At 59.4% G+C, this 17,654-nt stretch carries 18 protein-coding genes and 1 pseudogene; 10 read left to right on the top strand and 9 right to left on the bottom strand.

Going from position 1 to position 17,654, the window contains the following annotated elements; all coding sequences use genetic code 11:
* Positions 1–77: 77 nt before the first annotated feature.
* A pseudogene (locus MLC70_RS15975) lies at positions 78–302 on the bottom strand (MFS transporter); the annotation flags it as partial.
* Positions 295–1,242: a DUF1853 family protein gene (locus MLC70_RS15970; protein WP_248185354.1), complete on the bottom strand. Its 948-nt coding sequence runs from the start codon at positions 1,240–1,242 to the stop codon at positions 295–297. The gene MLC70_RS15970 and the pseudogene MLC70_RS15975, both read right to left, overlap by 8 nt.
* Positions 1,243–1,319: 77 nt before the next feature.
* On the opposite strand from MLC70_RS15970, the gene MLC70_RS15965 reads away from it, so the two are divergent.
* From MLC70_RS15965 to MLC70_RS15950, 4 genes are all read left to right on the top strand, one after another.
* Positions 1,320–1,760 (top strand): VOC family protein, encoded by a 441-nt coding sequence (locus MLC70_RS15965; protein WP_248185353.1) that lies wholly within the window; start codon positions 1,320–1,322, stop codon positions 1,758–1,760.
* 106 nt (positions 1,761–1,866) lie between these two features.
* The gene (locus tag MLC70_RS15960; protein WP_248185352.1) at positions 1,867–3,273 is read left to right on the top strand and encodes a mannose-1-phosphate guanylyltransferase/mannose-6-phosphate isomerase; all 1,407 of its coding nucleotides are present in this window, start codon (positions 1,867–1,869) and stop codon (positions 3,271–3,273) included.
* Between the two features lie 52 nt (positions 3,274–3,325).
* On the top strand, positions 3,326–4,732 hold the full coding sequence (locus MLC70_RS15955; RefSeq protein WP_248185351.1) for a hypothetical protein: 1,407 nt from the start codon (positions 3,326–3,328) through the stop codon (positions 4,730–4,732).
* The gene (locus MLC70_RS15950) at positions 4,704–5,081 is read left to right on the top strand and encodes a hypothetical protein (RefSeq protein ID WP_248185350.1); all 378 of its coding nucleotides are present in this window, start codon (positions 4,704–4,706) and stop codon (positions 5,079–5,081) included. Before MLC70_RS15955 ends, MLC70_RS15950 begins: the two co-directional genes overlap by 29 nt.
* Positions 5,082–5,177: 96 nt before the next feature.
* On the opposite strand, the gene MLC70_RS18590 is transcribed toward MLC70_RS15950, so the two are convergent.
* The gene (locus MLC70_RS18590) at positions 5,178–5,702 is read right to left on the bottom strand and encodes a cold-shock protein (protein ID WP_282448502.1); all 525 of its coding nucleotides are present in this window, start codon (positions 5,700–5,702) and stop codon (positions 5,178–5,180) included.
* 206 nt (positions 5,703–5,908) lie between these two features.
* Between MLC70_RS18590 and MLC70_RS15940 the strand changes: the two genes are divergently transcribed.
* Positions 5,909–6,127, top strand: coding sequence for a SlyX family protein (locus MLC70_RS15940; protein WP_248185349.1), 219 nt, complete (start codon positions 5,909–5,911; stop codon positions 6,125–6,127).
* A 22-nt stretch (positions 6,128–6,149) separates the two neighbouring features.
* Here the strand turns inward: MLC70_RS15940 and dapE are convergent, their stop codons facing one another.
* From dapE to map, 6 genes are read right to left on the bottom strand one after another with little or no spacing between them, the layout of a single operon-like run.
* Positions 6,150–7,286 carry a succinyl-diaminopimelate desuccinylase gene (dapE, locus tag MLC70_RS15935; protein ID WP_248185348.1) on the bottom strand — a complete coding sequence of 379 codons (1,137 nt, stop codon included), beginning with the start codon at positions 7,284–7,286 and terminating at the stop codon, positions 6,150–6,152.
* A complete protein-coding gene (gene dapD / locus MLC70_RS15930) occupies positions 7,273–8,301 on the bottom strand; it encodes a 2,3,4,5-tetrahydropyridine-2,6-dicarboxylate N-succinyltransferase (protein WP_248185347.1) in 1,029 nt (342 codons plus the stop codon). Before dapD ends, dapE begins: the two co-directional genes overlap by 14 nt.
* A gap of 39 nt (positions 8,302–8,340) precedes the next feature.
* A complete protein-coding gene (locus MLC70_RS15925) occupies positions 8,341–8,688 on the bottom strand; it encodes an ArsC family reductase (protein ID WP_248185346.1) in 348 nt (115 codons plus the stop codon).
* Positions 8,685–9,887: a succinyldiaminopimelate transaminase gene (gene dapC / locus MLC70_RS15920; protein WP_248185345.1), complete on the bottom strand. Its 1,203-nt coding sequence runs from the start codon at positions 9,885–9,887 to the stop codon at positions 8,685–8,687. Before dapC ends, MLC70_RS15925 begins: the two co-directional genes overlap by 4 nt.
* The gene (locus tag MLC70_RS15915; protein ID WP_248185344.1) at positions 9,884–12,529 is read right to left on the bottom strand and encodes a [protein-PII] uridylyltransferase; all 2,646 of its coding nucleotides are present in this window, start codon (positions 12,527–12,529) and stop codon (positions 9,884–9,886) included. The genes dapC and MLC70_RS15915 overlap by 4 nt, the downstream gene beginning before the upstream one ends.
* Positions 12,530–13,300, bottom strand: coding sequence for a type I methionyl aminopeptidase (gene map / locus MLC70_RS15910; RefSeq protein WP_248185343.1), 771 nt, complete (start codon positions 13,298–13,300; stop codon positions 12,530–12,532).
* A 251-nt stretch (positions 13,301–13,551) separates the two neighbouring features.
* Between map and rpsB the strand changes: the two genes are divergently transcribed.
* The 5 genes from rpsB (at position 13,552) to uppS (ending at position 17,649) form a co-directional block, all read left to right on the top strand.
* Positions 13,552–14,304 carry a 30S ribosomal protein S2 gene (rpsB, locus tag MLC70_RS15905; protein WP_248185342.1) on the top strand — a complete coding sequence of 251 codons (753 nt, stop codon included), beginning with the start codon at positions 13,552–13,554 and terminating at the stop codon, positions 14,302–14,304.
* 88 nt (positions 14,305–14,392) lie between these two features.
* Complete coding sequence (gene tsf, locus MLC70_RS15900; RefSeq protein WP_248185341.1) at positions 14,393–15,262, top strand: translation elongation factor Ts; 870 nt, start codon at positions 14,393–14,395, stop codon at positions 15,260–15,262.
* A gap of 192 nt (positions 15,263–15,454) precedes the next feature.
* Positions 15,455–16,183, top strand: a complete 729-nt coding sequence (gene pyrH / locus MLC70_RS15895; RefSeq protein WP_248185340.1) for a UMP kinase — start codon at positions 15,455–15,457, stop codon at positions 16,181–16,183.
* A gap of 71 nt (positions 16,184–16,254) precedes the next feature.
* On the top strand, positions 16,255–16,812 hold the full coding sequence (gene frr / locus MLC70_RS15890; RefSeq protein WP_248185339.1) for a ribosome recycling factor: 558 nt from the start codon (positions 16,255–16,257) through the stop codon (positions 16,810–16,812).
* 66 nt (positions 16,813–16,878) lie between these two features.
* Complete coding sequence (gene uppS, locus MLC70_RS15885) at positions 16,879–17,649, top strand: polyprenyl diphosphate synthase (protein ID WP_248185338.1); 771 nt, start codon at positions 16,879–16,881, stop codon at positions 17,647–17,649.
* The last annotated feature ends 5 nt before the right edge of the window (positions 17,650–17,654 follow it).

Raw genomic sequence — 17,654 nt, 5'->3', positions numbered from 1 at the left:
ATCGGACTACGGGAAAAGGGTCGAAATTAACCGACATTACTAAGCAGTGAGTGGTTCGGTGATTGGGGGCAGGTCAGGCCGGCAATGCCGGAGAACAGAAAAAACGGCAGGATGAACAGGAAGGCGGCAACATTGACCGCCACATCAATCGGCAGCCCCAACAGACCGCCTGCGGTGTAGGTGATTAACAGCAGCAGGCTGTTGCGGAACAGGTTGTCGTTGAATGCACCTGAAAACTGGGTCAGAAAGAACGGCAGAAAGCGTCGTTCTGAAAGCAGCCGGAACTGGCTTTGATCATCCATGGTTTGATTCCCCCGGCCATGCGCCTGGCATGACGAAGACTCGGCTGGCTTCCCGCCAGATACCCACCGCCTCGTCCGGCTCCATGATCGCAAACAACCTGGGAATGCCTTTGGAGCGCACCATCTCCAGCGCGTCTTCGGTGGGCTGCCGGGCAGGGACATGGTCCTGATGCCAGGGGCCCAGCCAGTGGGGCTTGACCAGAGGCACCCAGTGCCGGGTGTTGTGCCGTGCAGCCAGGCCCGGCTGCTCCAGCTCATCGATGAAGAGCCAGCTTCCCCGTAGGTGATTGGCCGCAGGGCCGGTTGGTGAACTCAGTTGGGTTCCCCAGGGATAGAACAGGTAGCCGGGCATGAAGAGTCGTGGCCGAATGGGTGCGTTGATACCGAGGGATGCGAGCAGATCTCGGGTTTCTGGTCGTTCCGTGAGCTGGCTTTGACGATCCGTCATTTTCCCGGATTTCAGATCGAGGCGATCCCGGGCGTTGGGGCCATACCAGAGCGGGCCGTCCCGGTTGGCCCGGGGATAGCCCAGATAGAACTTCACGGCGATTTCATGGTGTTCAATGAGGCCGTCCGCAGGATTGCGCACGATAAAATCCAGCTCCCCCAGAGTCCGGCCCTCTCCTCGGATCGGCTGATTCTGAAGGAGAATCTCCCAGCCGAGCACGTCTTCCATCAGGCAAGCGTACAGGCGCTCGAAATACAGCCCCAGACGTTTTGCCGGCAGTTCGGTGAGTATGGCGGGGCCGTGATCGGGTTCGGCATCCCATGCCCGCAGCGTGGCCTCGGCGTCCGCCGGCAGGTAATTTCCCGGATCAAATTTTATGGGAGAGCTGATAAGCTGGGGAACACGGCACATCCACGCCAGGTGGCGCACGGCAGGCACGCGGAACGGGATCCGGGCTGAATTCGTATCAGTGAGCGGCGGTTGCTGGTTCATACGCCGCAGCATAACCCAAACCGACGCGGTGATCAGGCCTTGCCGTCGATGCCGGGCCTTTACTCAGGAGAATCGACATGCAGTATCTTCACACCATGATCCGGGTCAGCAATCTGGAAGCGACCCTGCACTTTCTCTGCGACCTGCTGGGCATGAAGGAAATCAGCCGCAAGAGCAGCGAGAAGGGGCGCTTCACCCTGGTGTTTCTTGCTGCCCCGGAAGACGAGGCGCGGGCCAGGGAAGAGCGGGCGCCGATGATCGAGTTGACCTATAACTGGGACCCGGAGGAGTACAGCGGCGGCCGCAATTTTGGGCACCTGGCGTATCGGGTCGATGATATCTACGGCTTGTGCGAACACCTGCGATCGAACGGTGTCACCATCAATCGACCGCCCCGTGACGGGCATATGGCGTTCATTCGCACCCCCGATGGCATCTCCATCGAGTTGTTGCAGAAAGGTGAGGCGTTGGCACCGCAGGAACCCTGGGCCAGCATGGAAAATACCGGCACCTGGTAAGGCCAGGTGCGGGCCGGCATGAACGGGCTGCAATGGGAAAGCCGGCGGGTTTAGGCTAAAATTTGTAAATTGTTCAATTCTCAACTGGTTAACCAAGGAAGACCCCATGCTCGCAGTGATTCTCTCTGGCGGTTCAGGCACACGTCTCTGGCCGCTCTCGCGGGAGGCTTATCCGAAACAGTTCCTGCCGGTGGTGTCTGACGATTCCCTGCTGGCGGAAACCATCGATCGGGGTCTGGCGCTGGATGGCAGCGCCCGGGTGATGGCCATCACCAATGAGGATCATCGTTTCGTGGTGGCAGCGCAGCTGCACGCCCAGGCGCCGGATCGCTCGGCGGGTATCATACTGGAGCCTGTTGGCCGCAACACGGCACCGGCCATCGCTCTGGCGGCCCTGGCGGCGGCAGAGGAGAATCCGGAAGAACTGTTACTGGTGATGCCGTCGGATCACGTGCTGAAGAACCTCACGGCGTTCCGTGAGGCCGTGGCAAAGGGCGCCGAGGCCGCCCGCGCCGGGAAGCTGGTTACCTTCGGGGTGGTGCCGTCAGCACCCCATACCGGTTACGGATACATCAAGGCGGGGGGCCGGCACAGTGGCTACCAGGATGTGGCCGCTTTCGTGGAAAAGCCCGACGAAGTGACCGCTGAGCGCTATCTGGCCGAGGGCGATTACTTCTGGAACAGCGGTATGTTCCTGTTCCGGGCGGATCGTTACTTGCAGGAACTGGAAGCCCACAACCCGGCCATGCTCAATGCGTGCCGAGACGCCTGGGAACAGAAAACCGCCGATCTCGACTTTACCCGTGTTGGCAAGACCGCCTTCGAGAGCTGCCCGGACGATTCCATCGATTACGCCGTGATGGAAAAAACCCGCGATGCGGTGGTGGTGCCGCTGGATGCCGGCTGGTCTGATGTCGGCTCCTGGTCTGCCCTCTGGGAAATTCAGCCCCAGGACGAGAATGGCAACGTCTGCCGCGGCGATGTGATTACCGAGGACGTATCCGGCTCCTACATTCACTCGGAGGGCCGCCTGATCGCCGCCCTTGGAGTCAGCGATCACGTCATTGTCGAAACCGATGACGTGGTTCTGGTGGCCGATCGCCGCCGGGTTCAGGACGTCAAGAAACTGGTTGCCCAGGTGAAAGCTCAGGGCCGTCTGGAACACCGCTTCCACAAGAAAGTGCACCGTCCCTGGGGCACCTACGAGGGCATTACCATGGGCGAGCGCTTTCAGGTGAAGCGCATTACCGTGAATCCCAGTGCCTCCCTGTCTTTGCAGAAACACCATCATCGGGCCGAGCACTGGGTGGTGGTCAAGGGCACGGCCACGGTGAATCGGGGAGAGGACACCCTGCTGCTGACCGAGGACCAGTCAACCTATATCCCTCTGGGCGTGACTCACCGCCTGACCAACCCCGGTGTGATTCCCCTGGAGCTGATCGAAGTGCAAACCGGCAGCTATCTGGGCGAAGATGACATTGTCCGCTTCGAGGACACTTACAACCGAGTTTAATGAAAGTCGTCCGGCTCAGGATGGGCCGGCCTCACGCATAAGGAGATGCTGAATGGATGACTGGCAGGGATGCCTGAGCCCCCTTTGTCAAACCGCTTTGCAGCGCGCCCGGGACAGCGTTGCCCATCGCGGTGGTTTTGCGATCACCGCTGAAGACTTCCTGTTGGCACTGGTTGAAGACGAGCCCGTAGTTTCCGGCTTCCTCAAAGCCCGGGGTGTCGATCTGGATGAGCTGGTGCGCACCATTCAGTGCGAACAACCCATTGTGACCGAGGTCGGCGGTGAGGGCCTGCTCTCGTCCCAGTTGCTGTACTGGTACGCCTGCGCGCGGGAACTCTCTGATGCGCCTTGGTTGGACTGGCCGCTGTTGATGCGTGCACTCACATTGTCTGCAGAGCGCCTGCAGGAAAAAGCTTACGTGTCGATACTGGAGATGGTTGGCGATTGGCCGTTGTCTGGCTGGAGCGGGCATAGCGAGAGTGCCGCGGGCGATGACCGGGTGCCCGTGGTGGTCAGTGACCTGGGCTGGCTGGCCCTGGCAGAAGACGTGGCGATTACCATGGCGGCATCGCCCTCGGCGCTGATCTGGTTACGGGGTGATCGTGGCACGGGAAAGACTGCTTGGTTGCAGGCGTTATTGCCCTGTCTGGACGCTGGCTACGTCGAGATCGATTTGCGCCGAGAATCCGAACTGGCCGCCGATGACCACCCGGCGGTTCCGGATAGCCACGTGCCCCGCAGGGACTGGCCGGCGCTGATTCTGGACAATGTGTCGCCGGCGGAGGTGCTGACTCTGGCGGGACGCTGGGATAGTCTGGCGGCTCAGTTGATCCAGGGCTGGCGGGGACCGGTGTTGTTGCTGGGGCCGGGAGCCAGCCGGGGCGCGGAAGCCGTGGCGGAACTGGAACAATGGTTGGGTCGTTCGATGGACCTGTTTGATATGCCGGCCTGCGGATACTTGCAGAAAAAAGCGATTCTGACCGCTCATCAGCCTGTCATCGAGAAACAATGGAATGTCTGCTTGTCCGATGGCGTGATTGCCTATGCTGCGGGTTGTCACAGCCAGTCTGTGGGGGCTCCCGGCGGCATGCTGCAATGGGTGGAGCGGGCGGCTGCCCGCCTGAACCTGTTCGCCAGCCGCGGCCCCACTGCGGCTCTGGCGCTGACGGGCCAGGCCGACACCTTGCGCCGGCAAAGCCTGGTGGCGCTGGCGCGCCAGGAACCAATTGCCGAGCTGGAGAGCGATCTGGCCAAAACCGAACTGGAGCGCGCGGCTGCAGAAGTCGTCTGGCACGAGCGCAAGGCCGCCGGAAGCCTCCGGACCCTGACCCTCGACGACCTGCGTCAGGAACTGGAGCGCTGGGTTGCAGCGCGCCCCGGCGCGGTTCACTATGTGGTCCATTGTGATCATGACGTAGGAGAAAAAGCGGGTGAGGGATCTCGAAATATACATTCGTGACCTGAAGTCTCTGGCGGTGTCGGAGTGGTTGTCCAATCACCTGGACCAGCTGGAGCTGGCGGACGGGCTGGAAGACACAAAGGCCATCAAGGGCGTGGGTCAATACCTGAAAACAGCGGTCACGGTCAGTCTCTACCCGGGGGCTTTCGGTAAGCGCTTTACCTGTGTGGTGCTGGAAGGGGAATCACTGCCCTGGAACACAGATCTTGAGTGCGCCCGCAGTGCCTGGCGCGCGATGGACACGGAAGTCCGATGTAGCCCCGGAGACTGGAAAGAGGGTGAACCGGTGGAGGACGACAAGTGGTGGCGGTTGGACAGCCGTGGTGAGCAGCTTGTGGTGTGGAACTGAGCCGAAGCGCAGATGGTGTGTCAGTGAAACAAGAAAATCAGTGAAATAAAAAAAGGGGCAGCCAAGCGGCCGCCCCTTTTTTGGCGGTGTCCCTGATCAGTCGCTCAGGATCGACACATTGTCAGCCTGCAGGCCCTTGTCCGCTTCAACCACACTGAAGCGAACCAGCTGACCCTGGCGAAGAACGCGGCGGCCGCGACCACGGATGGCGCGGAAGTGCACAAACACCTCGTCACCACTGTCGCGAACGATAAAGCCGAACCCTTTCTTCACGTTAAACCATTTAACGGTGCCTTCCTCGTCGCCTTCCGGGCTGGTGTCGTCGAAGTCGTCTTCGTCGTCATAGTCCTGGTTGGACGGGCGGGACTGGGCAGGACGCGCGGCGCGCTGACCTGACTGTCGCGCGGCGATGGCCACGGTCAGAAAACCGGCAATACCGAACACCACAACGGCGATGATGTAAGCGGCGATGCCGCGCGTGGCGCCGAGCGCTTCAAGCGTCTGGCCGGCAGCGATCAAGCGCAGCGGTTCCGGGGTGAACGACAGCAAAATGGCAAGAATCAACGGTGCAGGGATGGCGATCAGAAGAGCAACAAGGATCGCTTTGGCTGGATTACGCATTGACTGAGATTTCTCCATACTTATTTAACGCTAACGATAAAGAACCGGATATCGGGTAAAATCGCACATCCGGCCGGTGAAAACCGCCAAAATTTCCAAAAATGGACGGGCCTTGGCGGGCAAAAGCGGCATGATACCAGATAACGGTGAGTGCTGACCAAGCAACTGGCCAGTCAGATACATGAATTACAGGGTTAGCGGCACTGATGAGTAACAAAGATCTGGAAGCACGGATGGATGAGCTTGAGACCCGCCTGGCGTTTCAGGATGACATCATAAATACCCTCAGCGAGCAGGTCGCCAAGCAGGAAATGGACATCCGCGAACTGTGGGAGGCAAAGCGGCAGCTGAACAAGCAGTTGAAGGAAGTGTCGCCCTCAAACATCAAGGCAGAGGAAGACGAAGCCCCACCCCCGCATTATTGAGGGCAGGGCGGGCGCAAACGCTTCAGGCGAGCAGCTCTTCGAGAATCTGCTCGTAGATGTCGGAAAGGACATCCAGGTCAGCCGCTTTCACACGCTCATCCACCTTGTGAATGGTGGCGTTGATGGGGCCAAGCTCGACCACCTGAGCACCGGTTGGCGCAATAAAACGCCCGTCGGACGTGCCACCGGACGTGGACAGCTCGGTTTCCCGGCCGGTCACCTTGCGAATCGCAGCCTGACTGGCGGATACCAGCGCGCCACGGCCCGTCAGGAACGGGCGGCCACTCAGGTGCCATTGCAGGTCGTACTCGAACCCGAACCGGTCCAGTATGGCCACCACCCGTTCTTCCAGGCTTTCCGCCGTGTTTTCCGTGCAATAGCGGAAGTTGAAATGCACCAGACATTCGCCGGGAATGATGTTGCTGCCGGTGCCCGCTTCCACCTTGGTGATCTGGAAGGTGGTCGGCGGGAAGAAGTCGTTGCCGTTGTCCCAGAACTCCTTCGCCAGAGCGTCCAGCGCCGGCGCCACCGTGTGCACCGGGTTTTCCGCCAGGTGCGGATAGGCGACATGGCCCTGAACACCGCGCACGGTAAGGTACCCGTGCAGTGAGCCGCGTCGTCCGTTCTTGATGACATCACCCACTTCGTGGGTGCTGGAAGGTTCGCCAATCAGGCACCAGTCCATTTTCTCGCTTCTGGCTTCGAGGGTTTCAATCACCTTGACGGTACCATCCTGGGCCGGGCCTTCCTCATCGCTGGTGATCAGCAGAGCGATGGAACCGCGGTGATGCGGATGCCTGCCCACAAAACGCTCGCAGGCGGTCACGAAGGCGGCGAGGCTGCCTTTCATGTCCGCGGCGCCACGACCGTAGAGATAGCCATCCTCGATAACCGGCTCGAACGGCGGGTGCGCCCAGTTTTTTTCAGGGCCGGTGGGAACCACATCGGTATGGCCGGCAAATGCCAGCACCGGTCCTTCGGTGCCTTTTCTGGCCCAGAGGTTGTCGGTGGTCCCGAATCGCAGGTGTTCGCCGCCAAATCCGAGTGGCGCGAGCCGTGACATCATCAGCTCCTGACAGCCGGCGTCATCCGGAGTGACAGACTGCCGGCGAATCAGGTCGATGGCGAGATCGAGTGTCGGGGAATTAGTTGTTTGCATGCAGTTCTTCGTTCAGCTCGATCGCGGTTTTGTTGGATTTGCACTCGACGGCACCGGTCTGGCTGTTGCGACGGAACAGCAGGTCTGTGGTGTTGGCCAGATCCCGCGCCTTGATGATCTCCACCAGCTCGTTGTTGTCGTCCAGCAGTGCCACCTTGGTGCCGGCGGTGATGTACAGGCCCGCTTCCACCTTGCAGCGGTCGCCCAGCGGAATGCCGATGCCGGCATTGGCGCCGATCAGGCAATTCTCGCCCACGGAAATGATGATGTTGCCACCGCCGGACAGAGTGCCCATGGTGGAGCAGCCGCCGCCCAGATCGGAACCCTTGCCGACCATAACGCCCGCCGAAATGCGGCCTTCGATCATGCTGGTGCCCTCGGTACCGGCATTGAAGTTGATGAAGCCCTCGTGCATGACCGTTGTGCCTTCGCCCACGTAGGCGCCCAGGCGAACGCGGGCGGTGTCTGCAATCCGCACACCTTTCGGAACCACGTAATCAGTCATCTGGGGGAACTTGTCGACTGACTTTACTTCCAGGGTACGGCCTTCCAGGCGCGCTTTCAGCTGGCGATCGGGCAGTTCGTTCAGATCAATGGCGCCTTCGTTGGTCCAGGCCAGATTCGGCAGCAGGCCAAAGATGCCATCCAGCTTCAGGCCGTGGGGTTTTGCCAGACGGTGAGAGATCAGGTGCAGCTTGAGATACACCTCGGGAGTGCTGGAGGCGGTGTTGTCTGTCTCCAGAATGGTCACGCACACCGGGCGACTGCTGCTGGCGGCTTTCTCGGCCAGGGCTGCCTGGTCGGTCTCGCCGACCTGACGCAGTGCATTGGCGAACTGGCTCAGCTGCTCGGCGTTGACCAGCAAGGCCTGGTTGCCGCCCTGATAATCCAGGCTGTTGCGAGCCACATCAATGAGGCCGTTGTCGGGTGTCATTACCGGCTGCTGATAAAACACTTCCAGCCATTCGCCCTGGTTGTTCTGGCTGCCGATACCGATACCGAATGCAAAGCTCATCTGATGGTTGCTCCTGTGATCTTTAAGAAAGTATGAGGGTTATTCGTGTGAGAAACGGGTGGCCCACTCGCTGGCATTGAACCCGACACTGACGCTTCCCTGGTGCTCGACTACGGGGCGTTTGATGATTGACGGGTTGTCCAGCATGATGTCGCGGGCGGACTGGGCGCTAATGGTATCACGAACCTCATCCGGAAGTTTGCGCCAGGTGGTGCCGCGGCGGTTTACCAGCGCGTCCCAGCCGATCGCGTCTTCCCAGCGGGTCAGGGTGGCGTCATCCAGGCCGTCTTTCTTGAAATCGTGAAATTCGTAGGCCACGCCTTGCTCATCTAGCCACTTTCGGGCCTTTTTCACCGTGTCGCAGTTTTTGATGCCGTAAATCTTCATGCCTGATTTGCCCTAACAAAGTCGACGATCCGTCTGGCCGCCTCAACGCAGTCTTCCAGCGGTGCGACCAGCGCCATGCGCACCCGGTTCTCGCCCGGATTGTGACCATCCACCGTGCGGGACAGGTAACGCCCCGGCAGCACATGAACGTTCTGCTGCGCCGAGAGCTCACGGGCAAAGGTTTCGTCGTCCATCGGGGTCTCGGGCCAGAGGTAAAACCCGGCATCCGGGAAGTCCACGTTCATCACTTCCCGCAGGATGGGCACCACGGCTTCGAATTTCGCCCGGTAGGCGGCGCGGTTCTCCCGCACGTGGTCCTCGTCCTGCCAGGCGGCGATGCTGGCCAGCTGGTTGTGAATCGGCATAGCACAGCCGTGGTAGGTGCGGTATTTCAGATAGCCTTTGAGAATCGCGGCATCGCCGGCCACGAATCCGGAGCGCAACCCGGGCAGGTTGCTGCGCTTGGACAGGCTGTGGAACACCACGCAACGGGCGTAGTCGTCGCGCCCCATGGCAGCGCAGGTCTGCAGCAGCCCCTCAGGCGGATGAGTCTCGTCCGGGTACAGTTCGGAGTAGCATTCGTCTGACGCCACAATAAAGTCGTAGCGGTCGGCAAGCTCGATAACCCGGATCAGGGTCTCTCTCGGCATGATCGCGCCGCTGGGGTTGCCCGGCGAACACAGGAACAATACCTGGCACTCGCGCCAGACAGACTCGGGCACCCGGTCAAAGTCCGGGATAAAGCCGTTGCTACCGTCGCAGGGCAGGTACACCGGCGTTGCGCCCGCGAGGAACGCCGCTCCCTCGTATACCTGATAGAACGGATTCGGGCTGACAACGGTGGCCGGCCCGGACGCATCCACCACGGCCTGAACCAACGAGAAGATGGCCTCGCGGGTACCGTTCACCGGCACGATGTGATCGCTGGCGCTCAGGGTGCCGGGTGCCAGTCCGAAGCGGCGGGTGGCCCAGTTGCTGATGGCTTCGCGCAGCTCATCCAGCCCCTTGGTGGTGGGGTAGTTGGCCAGTTTGTCCAGGTTGTTGGCGATCACCTGCTTCACAAATTCCGGTGACGGGTGCTTGGGTTCACCAATGCCGAGCGAGATGGATCGCAGGTGGTCCGGCGCGGTGATACCGGCTTTCAGCCTGGCCAGCTTTTCGAACGGATAGGGGTGCAGTCGGTCCAGATTGGGGTTCATTGGCTATCGTCCAGCATTGTACGCAGATCTTCCTGCAGGGCCTGGCAGACAGCGGGGTCGCTGATCTGCTCACCTTGCTCGTCGGTGACGAAAAATACGTCTTCCACCCGCTCACCGAGGGTGGCGATCTTGGCGTTGGTCAGTCGCACCCGGTGTTCCAGCAGCACCTGGCCGACGCGGGCCAGCAGGCCGGGGCGATCGGGGGTAATCACTTCAATGACCGTGCGTTGGTTAATGGTGTCGTTTGACAGTGTCACCTCGGTGGGGAAGGCGAAGTGTTTGAGCTGCCGTGGTGTGCGTCGGTGGATAATGTCCGGGTAGTCGTCCGGGTCGTCCAGTTCCTCGATCAGGCGTTTGCGCACACGATCCTTGCGGGCCGGGTCTATGCCAAGGGGCTTCCCTTTCTCGTCCAGCACCACGTAGGAGCTGACCGAATAGGGGCTTTCACCGGAGCTGATGCGTGCGTCCACGATGTTCAGGTTCAGTTGTTCCAGCACAGCAGTGGTCGCAGCAAACAGCGCAACCCGGTCACGCATGTAGATGATGATCTGTGAGTAGCCGTCGGTGGGCCCGCCGCGGGTGTCGCGGATCAGCACCAGCGGATCGGGGTTGTCACCGTGGCGGATGATGGCTGCGGTCTGCCAGGCGATATCCACCGTGGAGTCCTGCAGGAAATAGTCCTCATCGAGGGTGTTCCAGATCCCGTCGATCTGCTCATCCGTCATGTTCTGGGCACGGAGTATCTCCCGCGCCTCGGATTGGGTTGCCTGCACCCACTCCTGGCGGTCCACCGGGGTCTCGGTGCCCCGTCGCAGCGCCCGCTTGGTCTCGATAAACAACTGGCGCAACAGCGATGCGCGCCAGGTATTCCAGAGCTTGGGGTTGGTGGCGCTGATGTCGCACACCGTCAGGACATAAAGATAATCCAGGTGCGCCTGGCTCGGCACCGCCTGAGCAAACGCGTGGATGATGTCGGGATCGGAAATGTCCTTCCGCTGCGCGGTCATGGACATCAGCAGGTGGTTTTCCACCAGCCAGGAAATCAGCTGGGTATCCCGGGCGCTCAGATGGTGCCGCTCGCAGAAGTTTTCTGCATCAATCGCTCCCAGCTCCGAATGATCGCCCCCGCGGCCTTTGGCAACGTCGTGGTAAAGGCCCGCGATAAACAGAGTTTCCAGCTTCGGCAGTCGATGAATAAGGCGTGAGGCCAGCGGGTATTCGGTTCGGGCTTCCGGGCTGGTCAGTCGCACCATGTTGCGTATCACCCGCATGGTGTGGGCATCTACCGTATAGATATGGAACAGATCGTGTTGCATTTGCCCGATGATCTGCCCGAACTCCGGCAGATAACGGCCCAGCACGTTGTATTTTTTCATCGCAGACAACGTCTGATCCAGGGCGTGGGGCGTCCGCAACAGTTCCATGAACAGGGAGGTGACCGCCAGGTCCCCGCGAAAAGCATCGTCAATCAGGTGCCGGTGCGCTCGCAGTGATCGAATGGTGGTGGCGCGTATACCCTTGATCTCCGGGTGCTGGGCCATCAGCACGAAGATTTCCATGATGGAGTAAGGGGCGTAGGCAAACACCTGGTTGTTCACTGCCTCTATATAGAGGTTGCGGACCTGGAAACGCTTGTTCAGCGGCTGGATGTCGCCGGCTTCGCCGGCGCCGAGAATGGCTTCGTCGTAGTATTGCAGAATCACGTCGGCCAGCTCAGCCAATGCCAGTACCGTGCGGTAGTAGGACTGCATCATCAGTTCCACGCCCAGGCGCTTACCCTCGTCTTTATAGCCGAGCATTTCCGCCAACGCCCGCTGGTGATCGAACAACAGGCGGTTCTCGTTGCGATCGGCGATCAGTTGGAGACCAAAGCGCAGGCGCCAGAGGAAGGATTCGCCCTGGAACAGAATCTGGTGCTCTTCTTCGGTGAGTATGGAGAAGCGCGTCAGGTCGGCGATGTTCTGCAGTCCGAAGTGCCGCTTGGTAATCCAGCCAATGGTCTGGATGTCCCGCAATGCACCGGGGGAGCCTTTTACGTTGGGCTCCAGGTTGTACTCGGTGTCGCCGTACTTCTGGTGCCGCTGCTGCTGTTCTTGCCGTTTGGCGATGAAGTAATCGCGATCGGAGCTGACATCGTCGGAGTAAACTTCCTCGCTGAGGATCTCCCGCAACTCGTCTGGCCCGGCGATGGTCCGCGTCTCCAGAAGGTTGGTCAGAATGGTGATGTCTTCGCGGGCAGCCGCCTTGTTCTCGTCAATGCTGCGCACGCTGTGGCCGATGTCGAGCTTCAGGTCCCACAACAGCGTAATAAAGGCGCCGAGATCCTCCTGCCACTCCTTGCGGATGCCGCTGCGGGTCAGGATCAGCAAATCGATGTCGGAGTGGGGGTGGAGCTCGCCGCGGCCGTAGCCGCCGACCGCAATCAGCGATATGTCCGAGGAGGCGGCAAACGGGTACCGGTTCCAGATCAGGCGCAGTACGGTGTCGACGGTGTCGGCTCTGGAATGGACGAGGGAGCGCACGTCGGCCCCCTGGCGAAAAGCTTCCGCATCGGCATTATATCGCTCCCGCAGCAGCTCGCGGGCCGCACTAACCGGGGAAGTGTCGTTGCTTATGCGGGATTCCAGCTCGCTTCGGTCCACCTAGAGAGACTCTTCCGTGCGCTTCGTGAGCACCTCGTACCCGTCAGCGGTCACCAGAATGGTGTGTTCCCACTGGGCGGAAAGCTTGTGATCCTTGGTGACTACGGTCCAGCCGTCCGGAAGCAGCTTGGTGTGGTACTTGCCCTGATTGATCATCGGCTCAATGGTGAACGTCATGCCTTCCTGCAGCTCCATGCCGGTGCCCGGTTTGCCGTAATGCATCACTTGCGGCTCTTCGTGGAACACCTTGCCGATACCGTGGCCACAGTAGTCGCGAACCACTGAATAGCGATGCTTCTCTGCGTGTTGCTGGATGACGTGGCCGATATCCCCCAGCCGGGTGCCGGGCTTGACCAGTTCGATGCCTTTATAGAGGCACTCCTGGGTGATGTCGATGAGCCGCTCTGTACCCGGCTTCGGTTTCCCCACAACGAACATCTTGCTGGTATCGCCGTGATATTCATCCTTGATGACAGTGACGTCAATGTTGAGGATGTCGCCGTCCTTCAATACTTTCTTTTCTGAGGGAATGCCGTGGCAGATCACGTGGTTGACCGACGTGCACACGGATTTCGGAAAACCCTTGTAGTTCAGGGGGGCCGGAATCGCTTTCTGCACGTTCACGATGTGGTCGTGGCAAATGCGGTCGAGCTCCTCGGTGCTGACGCCGGGCTTCACATGCTCCCCGATCATCTCGAGAACCTCGGCGGCCAACCGGCCGGCGACGCGCATTTTTTCGATTTCTTCCGGAGTTTTGATCGATACCTGCATTGGGCTTCCCATTGGTGTACATCAAACCGGCATTTTAAGGGGGACGAGGGCCGGGTACAAGGAAGCGTGCAGGCAAAAATAATGGCGTGGCCTTGGCGTTTTATGGTATAAACGCGCCCGCTGGAAACGAATCCTGCAAATTCACACACGTGTCGACACGTTGTCCCAGGGTGCCAGCTCCTGCTTATAAGGAGATTGGTTGGGTCAATCGGATGCGTGGAGGACTAACCCGAAGCTAAAAGGTAAATATCATGGCTCAGGTAAATATGCGTGACCTGCTCAAGGCAGGTGCTCACTTCGGTCACCAGACCCGTTACTGGAACCCGAAAATGTCGAAGTTCATCTTCGGCGCCCGTAACAAGATTCACATCATCAACCTGGAACAGACCGTTCCTGCCATGAACGACGCGCTCAAGTTCGTTCAGCAACTGGCAGAGAGCAAGAACAAGGTACTGTTCGTGGGCACCAAGCGCGCCGCGGCGAAAATCATCAAGGAAGAAGCCGAGCGCTCCGGTCAGCCGTTTGTAAACCACCGCTGGTTGGGTGGCATGCTGACCAACTACAAAACCATCCGTCAGTCGATCCGTCGCTACCGTGACCTGGAAGCCCAGAGTCAGGACGGCACCTTTGACAAGCTGACCAAGAAAGAAGCCCTCGAGCGCACCCGTGAGATGGACAAGCTTGAGCGTTCAATCGGTGGTATCAAGGACATGGGTGGCCTGCCGGACGCACTGTTCGTAATCGACGTGGACCACGAGCGCATTGCCATCAAGGAAGCCAACAAGCTGGGCATCCCTGTTATCGGTGTTGTTGATACCAACAGCGATCCCGACGGTGTTGACTACGTTATCCCGGGCAACGATGACGCCATTCGCGCTATCCAGATCTACGTGAAGGCTGTTGCTGACACCTGCATCGACGCAGCCCAGGCTGGCGGTGCCGGCGCTGACGAGTTTGTTGAAGTCAGTGAAGACACTGAAGGCGCTGCTCCCGCTGCTGAGTAAGCTTTCCCTTCAGATGTGAGATGTTGGACAGGCCCGGTTTTGTGACCAAGCCTGTCTTCCCACCGAATTCGGAACAAGAGGATTGAACATGGCTGCAATTACCGCTGCAATGGTCAAAGAGCTGCGTGAGCGCACCGGCCTTGGCATGATGGAGTGCAAAAAAGCACTGGTTGAAGCTGAAGGCAGTGTTGACGCTGCCATTGAAGAGCTGCGCAAGTCTTCTGGCCTCAAAGCCGCCAAGAAAGCCGGCCGTACCGCCGCTGAAGGCGTGTCTCTGGTCAAGATTTCCGACGACAACACCGTTGCTTACATCCTGGAAGTGAACTCCGAGACGGACTTTGTTGCCCGTGACGACAACTTCCTGAACTTTTCGAACGACGTGCTGAACGTGGCGTTCGAAAAAGGCGAAACCGATGTTGCCAAGCTGATGGAAGGCGATCTGGAAGGCAAGCGTGAAGCGCTGGTTCAGAAGATCGGCGAAAACATCACTGTTCGTCGTCTGGTGAAAGTGGAAGGCCCGGTTGTAGGTGGCTATGTTCACAGCACCAATAAGATTGCCTGTGTTGTGGCCCTGACCGCCGGCGACTCTGAAGTAGCCCGTGACGTCGCCATGCACGCTGCCGCGGTCAACCCGCGCGTTGGCAAGCCGGAAGAGATGCCTGCTGAAGAGCTCGAGAAAGAGAAAGAGGTCATCAAGGCCCAGCCGGATATGGAAGGCAAACCTGCCGAAATCGTCGAGAAGATGATGGGCGGCCGTATCAAGAAGTTCCTCAAGGAAAACAGCCTTGTTGAGCAGCCTTTCGTAAAAAATCCGGACCAGACTGTGGGTGAACTGATCAAGTCCGCCGGTGGCGAACTGGTCGGCTTCGTTCGCCTGGAAGTGGGTGAAGGCATTGAACGGGAAGAAGTGGACTTCGCCGCCGAGGTTGCAGCAGCAGCCGGCACCGGCAAGGCCTGATCTTTCTGAAAGGCGCTGTAGACCCGGTTTGCAGCGCCACCTGAGTCTGCCACGTTAGTTGGGGAAACCCGGCTCTCGTGGCGGGCTTGTATCTGAGATACCCCTTTTCAGAGTCAGAGAGGGGTATGTCATATACAAGCCTGCGAAGCTTGTCGCGCCAGATAGCAGCCAACAGACGAAAAGGGGATCACCATGCCGACTTCATCCAAAACCCAGCCCAGATACAAGCGTGTTCTGCTCAAGCTCAGTGGCGAGGCCCTGATGGGCGAGCACGATTTCGGCATTGATCCCAAAGTTCTTGATCGCATGGCGCTGGAAATCGGTGCTCTGATCGGCATTGGCGTTCAGGTGGGCCTGGTGATCGGCGGTGGCAACCTGTTCCGCGGCGCGGCTCTGAACGCCGCCGGCATGGATCGGGTAACCGGCGACCACATGGGCATGTTGGCGACGGTTATGAACGGTCTGGCCATGCGGGATGCGCTCGAGCGCTCCAACATACGCACGCGTGTCATGTCGGCCATTCCCATGAGCGGCATCGTTGAGCATTATGATCGCCGCCGCGCAGTGCGCGATCTGAAAGACGGCGACGTGGTGATTTTCTGTGCCGGTACCGGCAACCCCTTCTTCACCACAGATTCGGCGGCGTGTTTGCGTGGCATTGAAATTGAGGCCGATGCGGTACTGAAAGCCACGAAGGTGGACGGCGTCTATTCTGCGGACCCCCATCTCGATTCGACCGCAGAGAAATACGATAACCTGACTTACGATCAGGTGCTGGACAAGAAGCTCGGTGTGATGGACCTGACCGCCATCTGTCTGGCCCGTGATCACGGCATGCCGCTGCGGGTGTTCGACATGAATCGCGCAGGCGCGCTGACCCGCATCGTGACCGGCGAAAAAGAAGGTACACTGATCGAATAACGTGGTTGACGGCCCGCACAGAAGCGAGCCGGAAAACGGACTGACCTGTAACACGAATTGAGGATGCTCCAGTGATTGACGACATCAAATCTGATGCTGATAACAAGATGAAGAAGAGCCTTGAGGCTCTGCACTCGGCATTTAACAAGATCCGCACCGGCCGCGCCCATCCGGCCATTCTCGACAGCGTTCTGGTGAATTACTATGGCCAGGAAACACCGCTCAAGCAGGTAGCCAGCGTGAACGTGGAAGACAATCGCACGCTGACCGTTGCCCCCTGGGAAAAGAACCTGCTGCAGGTGATCGAGAAGGCCATCATGACCTCGGACCTGGGCTTGAATCCGGCGAACAACGGCGACGTTATCCGTGTGCCTATGCCGATGCTGACCGAAGAAACCCGTAAGGAAATGGTCAAGCAGGCAAAAGCCGACGCCGAACATGGTCGGGTCTCTATCCGTAACGCGCGTCGCGATGCAAACACCATGCTGAAGGACCTGCTGAAGGAAAAGGACATCAATGAAGACGAAGAGCGCAAAGGCGAAGACGACATCCAGAAACTGACGGATCGCTACATCGCCGAAGTCGAAAAGATGCTCAAAGCGAAAGAAGAGGACCTGATGGCCGTTTGATCGGCCGGGTCTGCTTCGAATGAAACGATCAGCCGGCACTGCGTTGCTGGTTGAGCAGGGGACTTCATGACGGAAACTGTATCCGCAGAAATTCCGGTGTCGGCCGATAGCCGGCCCCGGCATGTGGCCATTATCATGGATGGTAACAACCGCTGGGCGAAGGCTCGGCGGCTGAAGGGGGTCGCTGGTCACAAGGCCGGCGTGAATGCGGTCAAGGCAGTCGTGGAAACCTGCGCGCGCGAGGGTGTGGAGGTGCTGACCCTGTTCGCGTTCTCGAGCGAGAACTGGCGGCGGCCGCAAGACGAAGTTTCTGCTTTGATGCGCCTGTTTCTTTTCGCGCTCGAGCGGGAAGTCAAGAAGCTGCATCGCAACAACATCCGCCTGCGCATCATCGGTGACCGCTCAGCTTTCAGCCCGACACTCCGGGAACACATGGAAAAGGCCGAAGAGCTGACCCGCCACAATACGCTGATGACCCTGGTTATTGCTGCCAATTACGGGGGGCATTGGGACATCACCCAAGCCACCCGTAAGGTTGCTGACATGGTACAGGCCGGGCAGATCGAGCCGTCGGATATCACTGACAGCCTGATTCAGCAGCACCTGTCCATTGGCGATCTGCCGATGCCGGACCTTATGATCCGTACCGCTGGAGAACAGCGGATCAGCAACTTCATGCTCTGGCACCTGGCGTACACCGAACTCTATTTCTCGCCGGTATACTGGCCCGATTTTCTGGAAGATGAAATGCGGGGGGCGCTGCGGGCCTATGCCTGTCGCCAACGGCGGTTCGGGCAGACGGACGACCAGATCGCCGCTCGCCAGCCGGAACAATAACGACA

It is taken from the genome of Marinobacter goseongensis (genome assembly GCF_023156235.1).
Classification (GTDB): domain Bacteria; phylum Pseudomonadota; class Gammaproteobacteria; order Pseudomonadales; family Oleiphilaceae; genus Marinobacter; species Marinobacter goseongensis.
The sequence above is the reverse complement of the archived record's forward strand: the minus strand, read 5'-3'. Positions and strand labels throughout refer to the sequence as shown.